The 12,342-nt window shown below is 42.1% G+C and carries 8 protein-coding genes; 3 read left to right on the top strand and 5 right to left on the bottom strand.

All coding sequences use genetic code 11. The features are described from left to right. Positions 1-31 precede the first annotated feature (31 nt). A complete protein-coding gene (gene murB / locus BUC07_RS02545; RefSeq protein ID WP_073165099.1) occupies positions 32-1,048 on the top strand; it encodes a UDP-N-acetylmuramate dehydrogenase in 1,017 nt (338 codons plus the stop codon). A gap of 7 nt (positions 1,049-1,055) precedes the next feature. Here the strand turns inward: murB and BUC07_RS02540 are convergent, their stop codons facing one another. After that, positions 1,056-2,216 carry an iron-containing alcohol dehydrogenase gene (locus BUC07_RS02540; protein WP_073165096.1) on the bottom strand — a complete coding sequence of 387 codons (1,161 nt, stop codon included), beginning with the start codon at positions 2,214-2,216 and terminating at the stop codon, positions 1,056-1,058. Positions 2,217-2,302: 86 nt separating this feature from the next. Here BUC07_RS02540 and BUC07_RS02535 point away from each other — a divergent pair, with 86 nt between their 5' ends. Further along, complete coding sequence (locus BUC07_RS02535; RefSeq protein ID WP_139279445.1) at positions 2,303-2,887, top strand: hypothetical protein; 585 nt, start codon at positions 2,303-2,305, stop codon at positions 2,885-2,887. 115 nt (positions 2,888-3,002) lie between these two features. Then, on the top strand, positions 3,003-3,716 hold the full coding sequence (locus BUC07_RS02530; RefSeq protein ID WP_073165090.1) for a head GIN domain-containing protein: 714 nt from the start codon (positions 3,003-3,005) through the stop codon (positions 3,714-3,716). 14 nt (positions 3,717-3,730) lie between these two features. On the opposite strand, the gene BUC07_RS02525 is transcribed toward BUC07_RS02530, so the two are convergent. The 4 genes from BUC07_RS02525 to BUC07_RS02510 all read right to left on the bottom strand — a co-directional run bounded on the left by BUC07_RS02525 (position 3,731) and on the right by BUC07_RS02510 (position 12,342). Beyond that, positions 3,731-5,371, bottom strand: coding sequence for a glycosyl hydrolase (locus BUC07_RS02525; protein WP_083578056.1), 1,641 nt, complete (start codon positions 5,369-5,371; stop codon positions 3,731-3,733). 17 nt (positions 5,372-5,388) lie between these two features. Further along, the gene (locus tag BUC07_RS02520) at positions 5,389-6,357 is read right to left on the bottom strand and encodes a glycoside hydrolase family 5 protein (protein ID WP_073165084.1); all 969 of its coding nucleotides are present in this window, start codon (positions 6,355-6,357) and stop codon (positions 5,389-5,391) included. A gap of 11 nt (positions 6,358-6,368) precedes the next feature. Further along, positions 6,369-8,363, bottom strand: coding sequence for a cellulase family glycosylhydrolase (locus BUC07_RS02515; protein WP_073165082.1), 1,995 nt, complete (start codon positions 8,361-8,363; stop codon positions 6,369-6,371). 85 nt (positions 8,364-8,448) lie between these two features. Next, positions 8,449-12,342, bottom strand: a complete 3,894-nt coding sequence (locus tag BUC07_RS02510; RefSeq protein WP_073165079.1) for a T9SS type A sorting domain-containing protein — start codon at positions 12,340-12,342, stop codon at positions 8,449-8,451.

Genomic DNA, 12,342 nt, shown 5'->3' with positions numbered 1-12,342 from the left:
ACCTTTAAATTGTATCATTGCAAAAAATTTTATGATACGCTTTTTTGAAAATTATTCCCTGAAAACGCTGAATACATTTGGTATTGACGTTTCAGCACGTTACTTTTTTGAATTTACCGAAGCGGAAGATTTAAAAACGTTTGTAGCTTCCAATGATTCGTGGAAAGAGGACCGGATGATTGTTCTCGGAGGCGGAAGTAATATGCTGTTTTTAAGTGATTTTGACGGGCTGGTTTTTCACCCCAACAGCAAAGGAATTTACCCTGTTAAAGAAGACCGGCAGCATATTTGGATTGAAGCCGGAGCAGGAGAAAACTGGGATGAATTTGTACAGTACACTGTTGATTACAAACTGGGTGGCATCGAAAACCTTTCGCTTATTCCGGGAAATGTAGGTGCTGCACCGGTTCAAAATATCGGTGCTTACGGGCAGGAAGCCGGCAATTGTATTGAAACTGTTAAAGGCTTTGATTTAATGGAGAACACGGCAAAGGAATTTTCTGCTGACGAATGTGAGTTCTCTTACCGAAACAGCATTTTTAAGCGAAAATTTAAAAACCGGTTCATCATTACTTCCGTGGTTTTCAAACTTGATAAATTTCCCGAATTTAATTTGAATTACGGCAGTGTTTTGCAAGAAGTTGAAACCCTGGGAGAAGTAAATTTGAGGAATATTCGTCAGGCGGTAATCGATATCCGCAACTCGAAACTGCCCCAGGTGGAAGAGTTGCCCAACGGAGGCAGTTTTTTTAAAAATCCTGTGGTGCCCGCAGAAAAGGCCAACCGGTTAAAATCGGAATTCCCTGAATTACCGGTTTACCCCGCAGGCGATGAGAAAATGAAAGTAGCAGCCGGCTGGTTAATTGAACAAGCCGGCTGGAAAGGTTTTCGCGATGGCGATGCCGGTGTACACGAGAAGCAGGCACTTGTACTGGTAAATTACGGCAATGCCACCGGCATGGATATTTTTAATCTTTCCGAAAAAATTAAAAATTCAGTAAAACAAAGGTTTGATATCGACCTTGAAACTGAAGTCAATTGCGTTTAACCCGACATTACAACCTGTCCTGCAAAATTGCTTCAACTTCATTATAATCAATATCCGCTTTTTCGCCCAGTTTGCTTCCACGTTGTTTGAAACGTTCCTTAATTTTTTCAATCGTTTCAGCCGGCACATCGTAATCGGGTAACTTGCATGGTACACCAAGCGATTCGAAAAACTCAACCGTTTTTGCAATGGCTTTATCTATTCGCTCGTTGTATGTTCCTTCGGTAATTCCCCATATACGTTCGCCAAATTGCAGTAACTTTTCTTTTTTGTTTTCGCGTTTAATGTTCATTATGCCGGGCATAACAATGGCCAGCGTGCGCGCATGGTCAATGCCGTGAAAAGCGGTAAGTTCGTGGCCAATCATGTGTGTGGCCCAGTCTTGCGGCACTCCCGAACCTATTAATCCGTTCAAGGCCATTGTGGCGCTCCACATAAAATTGGCAGCGGCATCGTAATCGTTACGGTTGGCCAGTACTTTGGGGCCTTCCTCTACTAACGTGGTTAAAATACCTTCGGCAAAACGGTCCTGAATAGGAGAATTGACTGCGAATGTGAGGTATTGTTCCAGCACGTGCATAAACGCATCAACAATACCGTTTGCCACCTGCTTGTCGGGGAGTGTGAAAATACATTCAGGATCGAGAATGGAAAACTGCGGCATTACTTTTGGACTGCCAAACGACAGTTTTTCCTGTGTCGATTCGCGCGTTATCACTGCGTTTCCATTCATTTCGGAACCCGTTGCCGGCAGTGTTAATACATCGCCGAGTGGGAGTGCTTCTTCCACTTCAATTTCAAACCGGTGCGAGAGAAAATCCCACGGATCATCCCCTTTGTATAATGCTGCCGCTGCAATAAATTTTGTGGCATCGAGTACTGAACCACCGCCCACCGAAAGCAGGAAGTTTACATCTTCTTTTTTGATGAGTTCAACCGCTTTCATACAGGTTTCGTAATGCGGATTAGGCTCAATGCCACCAAATTCAAGCAAATCCACATTTTTTAAGGCATCTTTAACCTTATCGTAAACGCCAGTTCGTTTTATACTTCCACCTCCGTATATAAGAAGTACTTTGGTATTGGCTGGAATTTCACTACCCACTTTTGGTATTGTGCCTTTTCCGAAAATAATTTTTACAGGATTTTGATATTCAAAGTTGTACATGGTATTATTTTTTACAGTTTTTTAATTTCTTTTTTTAATGACAATTTTGGGTTTAATTTGTTTTTCAATGATAAATGTATTTTAAAATGAACGAAAAATCAAAACAGGAAGAAGATAACAGCCATTTAAAAGAATTTATTAACAAACAAACGGATGAAAAGATTCTGGATATTCTGAAAAAAAGGAAACATTATCAACCTGAAGCAGTTGACATTGCCGTGGAGGAAGCTATTGAACGAAAGCTCATTAATTCAGAGCAGGATTTGGTAAATCCTGAGTTTCAGACTGAGCCGTTAAAACGCAGTTTATTTCCAACAATTGAACATGAAAAAAACAGGGAAAAAGTTCGCAGAAGCCTTGGCCGAAGCCTGCTTATTGTTGCCCTCCTGCCGCTGATATTTGGTTTTACCCGGTTCAAGGCAGGAAACATTGCTGAAGGTGTTGGTTTGTTTGTTTTTGCCTTGATTTGGGGTGGGTTTTCCACACAGATAATGATAAAAGGAGGAAGGAGAAATGTGAATATTTTGCTGGTATTGAGTGTTTTGTCAGTGGTTTATGTGGGGATTTATTTACAGTCGATTGTTCAATTTTCTTATTTTGATCATTTTGTGGTGGTGGCTTTCTCTCTTTTAATTTTTTATGGTTTGTTTTTTTTACGCCGGTTGATTTAGTCGGATTCCAGGCCCTGAATTTACCTTTTAAAATCAGTTGTTCGTCGAATTTATAAATAAATAACCCGGCAAAGTATTACTTTTACCAGCGTAATATTTTAAAACTGAAACAGAAATGAAAACCGTGCAATTTTTTTTCCTTTCAATGATCTTTTTCCTGACTGTTGGATTTGCAAAAGCCAATCCGGCAAAGGGGCTTCAGGAAAACGATTTAACAAGAATATACGAAATCGACCGTTTCAATGAGTTGTTCCTTGAAGGGGCTTTTAAGGTTTACCTTATTCAGGGAAATGAAAACTCGCTCGAAGTGCGGGCATCGGATTCCGGTGCGTTCGAATACCTGGATATGGACAACCGGAGCGGGAGGCTTCACCTGCATGTGGACAGGGAACCTTTTGATTTCAGCCGGATAACACTTTACCTGACATTCAGAAATTTTGAACGGCTCAGAATTGAGGGCGGCATCAAATTGCAAACAAGAGGTTACCTTGATTTGAATGATTTTATGGTGGATGTTAAAGGGGGTGCAAAAGTTGAAATCAAGGCAAAATCCCGGAACATAGGTATCAGAACCGAGGGGGGCGTGATGTTCGAACTCGACGGCGTGGCCGAATCGCTCGATGTGAAAGTTACCGGAGCCGGTCATGTAGATGCCGATGAGTTGAAAACAAAAGATGTAACTTTTTTTATTGAAGGAGTGGGCACCGGAAGCGTTTATGCCACCGAAACCCTTAATGCAACCATAAAAGGCGTGGGCAAAATTAAGTACCGCGGCAATCCGCAGCTTACCGAATTTATTGACGGGCTTGGCTCTGTAAAACGTGAATAAACAGTAAGTTCTGCTTATCGTTTAATAAATCTTAAAACGGCCTTTTCTTTTCCATTGTAAAAAGAGCAAATGTAAATGCCTTGCTGTAACTGGCTAACATTTACCGATAAATTTTTGTTGTCAGTAAATTGTTGTTCCAGTATTACTTTGCCTTCAACATTAATAATGCTGATTGTTCCCTGCGGTTCCGGTTCTCCAATAAAGTCAATATTCAGCACATCTGCTGCTGGGTTGGGGTATATCTGGAATACGGATGAAATTATTCGCTCACCGGATATTGATGAAGACAGGACATTATCGAGTGTAATTACATATTCATGGGCAAATACCTGCTGAATATGTTCGCTTGAGTTTTGTTTTGCAACCAAATCGTTCCACGACGAAAAATAAAGCCACATTGCATCTTCATCAATACATTTGTCAATATCGGGGATTGGCCCGTTTTCCGTCATCGCAATCATTTTCTTTCCCTCAACAATATCGTAGAGTTGGTTAAAAACAGATTTTTGTGAACTGTACACAAATTCACCCGGATAGGAATCATATCCGATGATATCAACTTTGCTGTTTCCCGGGTACCAATCGGCTTCAGGCGATGACCAAACCCAAATCAGATTGTTCAGTTGATGATAGTTTGTTAATCTGTCGTACAGGATATCGTACAAATCCAGGCAATCTTTTGCTGTTTTTGCACCCCACCAGAACCAGCCACCGCCGGCTTCGTGCAGTGGCCGCCAAAGTACAGGCACACCGGCATTTTGCAAACGTTTTAATTGCGAAGCTATTGAATCAATATCGGCTATAACATCATCATATTCTGCCGTGCCGGGTGTAACCGCCCTGCTCACATCAAAGGTTGTTTCGCTGGTATAAAAAGTATTTGTGGAAACTTCTCCTCCAAATGGCGAATGCCAGTGCCACTGAAACGATACAATACCTTTTTCGCCGGTGCTTTTATACCAGTCGATTGCTTTCTGAGTTGCACCATTGTTTGTCCACCCAAAGGTGTGTCCGCCAACCGAGTTGTCCCATAAATAGGGATACCCAACAGTGTACGATTGAAAATCGAAAGCACGCACAAGCGGTGTTTTTCCGGCAACCGCAATTAATTCGTCCCAGTATGATGTTTGCCCTGAAATAATATTCTTTCCATATTGCGAACGCAGGTAACTGTAAACATTTTTGGTTTTTTCATCGCTGTTCGTATTAACCAATAGGCTGTCGGTTGTGCTATAATCGTTGGGTGGAATTTCTTCTAATGTAATTTTATCGAAGTACATATACCCCCAGCTTTTTCTAATTTCAATGGTGTTATTTCCGGCTGATAAATATACAGCACCGGCATTTTGGTCAAACCAGTTGCTGTTGGAATTAAATTTTACCTGGCCAACGTGTGCATCATTCACATACAGGTCCTGCGTTTTTTCACCCATAGGTGTTGCTGCCCTGATGGTTAGTTTATAAGTACCTGCCGAAGTTATATTGGCAGTAAATTTAATACTGCCGCTGCCGGCCATATAGGCACAGCTTACACTGTTGTATGTGTCTATAGTAACTCCTCCTGATAATATAGCATCTTCAGCTTCAAAACTTTGGGCAAAGATTGGATTGCAAATAGACATCAATAAAATGGAGTGTATTAATAACTTTTTCATTCTGATAAAATTTCATGCTATTCTTTTAATCCGGCCATTTCCCGGAGCAATTCCCTGGTTTTAATTCCCGATTCCTTTAAGTCTTCTTTTTTCCAGTTTCCTTTGTCAGCTGCTGATTTTTGAAGCATGGAGCAGGTTTCATCTTTATCGGCAATGGACCAGCTCACCCAGCTAATTTTATTTTCTTTCATGAAATCAATCCATTTGTGCCACTCTTTGTAATTGATTGGTCCGTCGCCATTGGCTGCCATGCCAGCCGATTCGGAAATGAAAACCGGAATATTTTTATCGAGGGCGTACTGGCAGCGGTCACGCAGTTCCTGTTTGTGCGTGGCGGCATAAAAATGCACGGTGTACATCAGGTTGTCGAATCCTTCAATGGGGGAGTCTGCAACCAGGTGGATATCCTGATCCCAGTGTGGATTTCCCACAAGGATGATATTGTCGGGGTCGTGTTCCCGGATGGCTTTAATTACTTCAACGGAATAGGCTTTTACTTTTTCCCAGGAATCGCGCACCGGCTCATTGAAAATTTCGTAAATCACATGCGGATAATCGCCGTATTTTTGTGCCATTTCCGAAAAGAATTCAATCGCTTCCTGCTGATGAAATTCGTGGCTGTGCCAGTCGATAATGACGTAAATATCGTTTTTGATGGCGCCGTTTACAACAGCTTCAATTTTTTCCTTCGACCATTTTTTGCGATCGAGATAGCTGCTATCGGGCCCAACACCCAGTGCTGCTCTAACAACATTGCAACCCCAGTCTTCGGCCAGCCAGGCTACCGATTCTTCGTTGTAAAACCTCGGCCACCAGTTGTGCCAGCCGTAGCTCACTCCGGAGAGCATGATCGGCTTTTCATTTTTATCAACCAGATATTTGCCTTCAACAGCCAGTTGTCCATGCTCTTCTACGGGTTGGGCCATTAAATTACAATTTGAAAGGGAAATTACAAGTATCAATAAAACAGGGATGATTGGTTTCATGGTCTTATATTTTACTTTATTACTATTTTTTTAGTGTAAATTCCAGTTTTCGAAAAACCTTTAATAATGTACAATCCGGTGGAAAACTCAGAACCGGAAACTTTTTCGGTGGGTTTCGGGTTTGCAATCATCTTAATTACTTTTCCGTTCAGATTATAAATATTTAGCTGAACCAGTTGGGCTCCGGGTTTTTGATTGATAATCAACTCTTTTGAAGGGTTTTGGTGAAGTGAAAATCCCAATTCATTTTGGGCAGTCGGTTGTTGGGCATTGGTAATCAGCTCAAATTCAAACTTGTCGATATTGAATTGAGGACCATCGAGAATGGTAAACCTGAAAATTTGTTCACCAGCATTAAGGTACATTTTTGTTGTAACCGGCATTGTATTCAAACGGCTTCCGCTGGCCGCGACAGTAACGGGATCTGATGAAACTGTATCGATTTTAACTTGAAAGGTTCCGCCGGCATAGTATGTAGCCACATAGGCCGACACGTTGTACCAGCCTTCGGTAAGTACGTTTACCGAGTACTCTGTCCATTCGCCGGGCATCACGTTTCCTATGTGAAATCCATCGCCCAGCCGGTCATAAATATCGACACCTTCCTCAGGGCGGTAGTCACCTGCAATGTTTAATTCGTTGGAATCGTGATAGGTAAATCCTTCACCACCAATGTCGAAATCTTCGGCTTCAATTATTCCCGGAATTACAGCGAGCGTGTCGTTAAACGGAATTCGCTCTGGGCGTGTCCATGCCGGAAAAAATACCCTGACGGGTTGCGAAAACAGGTTATTTGTATCATTATAATAAGCAATAATCCTGAAATCGTAATATTTATTTGTGAGCGATGGCTTGACAATGTTTAGCTGGCGTGTTTCGGGGGCCAGGGTTGCAATGGTGGTAAAATGCCTGGAGGTAGCCAGTTTTTGCTGAACAATAATGCTGTCGTGGTTGGAAGTGTTAGGACTCCAGCTGACCTGAATAATTGAATCCTGGTAAACTACAGCAAATGGTTTAGGCGATTTTGTTGTAGTATGAATCAAAATATCCTTTATTTCATTCCAGTCGTGCTGCTCGCGTTCCATTATTCTGAAATCTCCGCCATCGTCCCATGCGGCCGGGGTAAAACCGTATTTTTGTGAAAGCTCCACATACGCCCGGTAATGTCGCATACGTGAATTGTAATCGGCTGTTTTTTTTGCGCCAAACTCGCCGAGAAAGACCGGAATGTTATTTTCTTCTGACCAATCGGCAACACCTTTAAATTTTTGGTCGAGTTGGTTGTAATCGGCTGGCGAACCCCAGGTGCCTTCGCCTTCGAGCCCAAACAGGTAAGGATCATAAGAGTGGAAGGAGCCAATCACATAGTTATCATCGGGTATCTCTGCAATAAGCAGATCGTCTGAGCCACCCCAGTTGTGCCCCTGAAAAATTACGAGCCGGGTTGGATTTGTTTTCCTGATAATTGAAAGAACCCGGGCATGCAGATCGTCATTTTGGGCTTTCGTTAATCCGTAGGGTTCATTAATAATTTCGAAAATAAGTTTTTCGGGTTTATCCTGAAAATGTGTGGCAATTTGCGACCAGATGCTGTCAAACCTGGCTTTATTAGCTTCAGAGTAGTTGCTTTTTATCCATTCTTCGTGGTGTGCATTGATTACAATAAAAAGGTCACGCTCCAGGCCCCAGTCAACCACTTGCTCTATTCGGTTCAGCCAGTAATCATCAATTTTGTAGGGAGGCGTTTTACCGGTGTAATTATCCCAGCGTACCGGAATACGAACACAGTCGAAGCCAGCCTCCTTGTATAAATCAAAATAGTATTCCTTAGCTTTGGGATTGTTCCAGCCGGCTTCTGTAGGGGGCTCGTGTGTGTTGCCCATGTTAATTCCTTTTTGCATTTGCGCTACCGCTTCATGTGGCGTAAGTTGGGCATTTGCTTTTGGGAAATAAGCAAAAAAAAGTGTGAGGATGAGAATATATATTCCGGGTAATTTCAGGTTCATAGCAAGTTGTTGTTGGTTTAAAAAATAAGAGCCTGCATTTATACAGGCTCTTATTCAAATCAAGAATGTTAATAATTAAAATAAATTATTTACGAATCACTTTATACTGACCAACCAGCTGTGCATCTTTTGTGAGAACAATCAGATACATTCCGGCAGGTTGATTTTCCAGCGAAATTCTTTCAATGCTTCTGCTGGATTTTATATCGTTTACCATAGCTCCAACCTGGTTGAATACCTGTAGCCTCGTTCCTTTTTCAAGGCCATTGATATTCACTGTTCCGGTGGTCGGGTTCGGATAAAGCAGTATTTCACCTTTGGCAAGTTTGTCTGCAGATGTCAGATCGAGGTCCAGTGCGTACATCACTTCAATTTTGCCGTCGGCTGAAATTACTTTGAGCCAGTCGCCATCGTCAAGGTCGCCGTCAGTTTTTTCGTTGCCATCTTTATCCATTACAATAGCTGTAGCGCCAAATACGGCTTCGATGTTGTTATGGAAATCAGCTACAAGTGTATTTCCTGTAAGTGAGCTTCCAACCAGGAACATATCCTGTTGGTCAACAGTGTAAACATCAGACAGTACGTAAGCCAGGTAGTTTGGCGCTGGTACAAGCTCTGTGCGTAACATGGCCAGGTAATAAACTGTTTGCGTTTCACCATCGGGTGCAGTAACAATCAGTTTGTCGTCTTCTGCAATGTTTCCTGCAACTCTTTCATTTCCTAATTTGTCAATGAGTTTAACAGTTGATCCCAGTGAAGGAAGAATATTTGACATGAACGCATCTACAGTGGTTCCCCTGGGAACGAACTGGATGAGTAAATCACTTTGTTGCACGTTATATACATCGGAAGTAACAAAGGCTGATGATTGCGATGCCTGTGGCAGCAGCTGATACATCATTGTGTATAAATTATCCTCAGAAACAACTTCAAAATAAGTGAGGTGATTTACTGTAACATCTACATAGGCTGTGTCAAAATTCATTCTTTTAAGTGGCACAGGTGCTCCTTTATCGTCTAATATTGAGAAAGTAGCTCCATCAGGTACATCTACATTATTTACAACTGTTCGGAGTTGTGTACCATACTCGAATCCAGTAATAGTACCGGAGCCGGTTGCTTCAGTTCCAGTGCTTTTGGGTTCAACCTCAGTAGTTATTGTATAAAGTGATGAAGTTAAATAAGCATCTGAGTTAAGCCCTTCTTCTGTAACATCAAGGATATACTTGGTCATTGCATTTCCAATTGCAGGTGTAACAACCAGCGTGTCATTCGTACTTACAAGTTCATCTACGGCTAGTTCGGAACCATCAGCGCCTGATTTTACTACTAGCACTTGTTCTTGATATTTCTTTTCAATTTTTGATAAGAAATCTTCAACTGTAGTGCCTTCGTAAACTCCTATTATAGTTTCCTCCATGGAAAAGCCTTCACTTACCTTGTAGTAAACTGATGTGACAGTTGTTTGATAACCTGTTGGTTCATTAAAGTAATGCTGCCCCAGGTTATTTGTAACCTGAAGAATATCATCTGGCCAGCCAAAGCCCTGTCCTTGATAATATGCTCTGTTTCGTTGTATCCATTCTGATTCTTCTTCAGTTGCTCCAAAAGATTCTGCAGGTTCAGTTTTACCAATATAATACTCAGGTTTTCTGATGTATGTGGTTATTTGATCGGTAGTAATTCCGCCAACAACCCAGGTTTCTCCACTTTGTCCAAAGTACTCAATTAATTCAAAGTCATTTGGATCATTAGCTGGTTTGTCATTTGTAAGAATCGAATCATTTAAAATTTTAAAAATGAAAAAGTTTCCATCCAACCATTGTTCGGCTGCTGTACCACCTCCTATTTCTTCACCCCATGGGTTACGGTCGGTATTAAAAATAACATCACATTGTTCTGAAGCAAACCATGTTTCGCCACTTTGTCCGGTTCCGTTTATTTCGCCCATAACAAATACATCACCAGGTGCCACCATAGAGGAAACTGCTAAATCCTGGACCAACATCCCCGGCGATACCCCCCAGGTAGTTTGATCCACCCATTTGTAGCCGGGAACATATTTTGAATATCGGTCCAGCCAATCCTCTTCAGTTGAAAAACTTTCAATAGCTTCAGCCGGATTACTAATATCTGCTCCTGTGGCTACAAACATATAGTTGCTTAAATCCAATGTTTGATTTCCCGGGTTGCAAATTTCCACAAAGCCATTTGCCCATTGGTCCCTCATTACCAATTCCGAAATAAATGGTTCAGCCTCAAAAGGTTGGATGTTTTCCAGGTCTTTTGGTTTTTCCATTTTTACGGAGTACGTTTTTTGGGTTGTGTCATCTTCGGCGGTAACAACAAAGTCAATAGTTTTTTGCTCATCTGATCCATCCAGGCTGATAGCCCTGTTAACTTCCATTGTAGAATTTAAGTCGCTGATTTTTCCGATTAGCGTGGGAATTTGCTCTATCCCATATTGGAGTTCTAAATTATAATTAGTGACACCAGAGTTAAATCCTGGGATGGTATCTTCAACCCATCCATACAACCCTTTCAAATCTTCCGGAATATCGGGCCATGTAATGGAGCTTAAATCAGCATTGTGGCTTGGAATGTATTTGTTAACCTTAATAAAATAGTCCTTCACATCACCGTTATCGGCAGTCACTCTCAGTATATCTCCATTTTTAACGTCAGGACGTTCCACGCCATCTACCCAAACAAATTCCCAGTCAGCTTCAGGGGCTTTTTCAAGGTAGGTAAGCAGAGAGTCGGTTCGTGTGGCATAGCCAATACCAAACAATCCGTTAGTGATGGTGTCCATTTCAGGTGCGTCAACAGTAACGGAGTAGTATTCGTCATTACCAGAGTTGATATTATTGGAGTAGAAACTACCTTCCGGATCCCAGTCAGGTGCATATTTTGGTAAAAGAATATTGGCATCGGCCATTGGTTCTTCCACAATAATATCGAAAGTTTCGGTTTGCAGCGTATTTCCACAGGCATAAATTGTCAATTTGTCTCCTGTGCGTGCTGAATTGTATGCTGAATCTGCACGGGCTTCTGATAAATCATATTTCCAAGCCAAACCGTTCACTTTTTCAAACTGGAACATGAAATCGTCGTTGTTTCTCACTCCCCACGGAGCAGTGATGGTTTTATTGGCCCAGTCCACTTCAAGTACATCCGACTGGAGGGTGTTTTCATCGAGTGTCACATCACCGTGGAATCCAGTAGTCCAGAATACGGCCCGGTAGGGTTCATGGTCGTTGATGAATACTGGAATAGGAATCCATTCTGAATCGTCGATATCGATACCACGGGCGGCATCAAAATCGGTTGTCCCTTCCTTAATACTGGCTTTGCGCACCAGAATGTGGGTTCCCCAGGCATTGGTTACGCCTGCCACATCAATGGAAGGAGAATCTTCCTGTGTGTCGTTATCCTCTGCGAACAAACCACCTACCTGGTCAACTATAGCCGAGTCGCCATTTTCAAAGTGTTGTTCGATGTACCAGGTTTCGCGGCTTCCCCATGTTTCCATGATGCCCCAGTTGGGAGAAATACTGTCCGATATTCCTGCTGTTGCATACCGAACATTATCTTCCGGCATGTGAATTACCATATCGGCTAAGTCCCACCACTCAGGCTTGGTAATCCGGCGTTGGAATAAATCCGGTTTAATTGGGTGCATTTCTTCAACGAACTCTTTAACAGCAGCCATCACATAAGTTTGGCCGGGGGCCAGAGTTACTTCCGGCAACCGTAAAAAGTTTTCGGCAGTTGTTTCGTATGGGACTGTCCAAGCACCTACACGGCCAAACTCAAACTGGCTGATGTCGAGATCGTCCTCTCCAACATTAGTCAGTTCCACGTATGACTGGTCATTCCTGTCAACGCGGGTTTCAGTAATAATAAATGTTCGAATGGTATCCTGAGCATTCAGCATCCCACCAATCAACATTAAAAGAAGTAAAAGTTTTAATTTCAT

The organism is Tangfeifania diversioriginum, from assembly GCF_900141875.1.
Lineage (GTDB): Bacteria > Bacteroidota > Bacteroidia > Bacteroidales > Prolixibacteraceae > Tangfeifania > Tangfeifania diversioriginum.
This window is presented reverse-complemented; position numbering and strand designations above follow the sequence as displayed.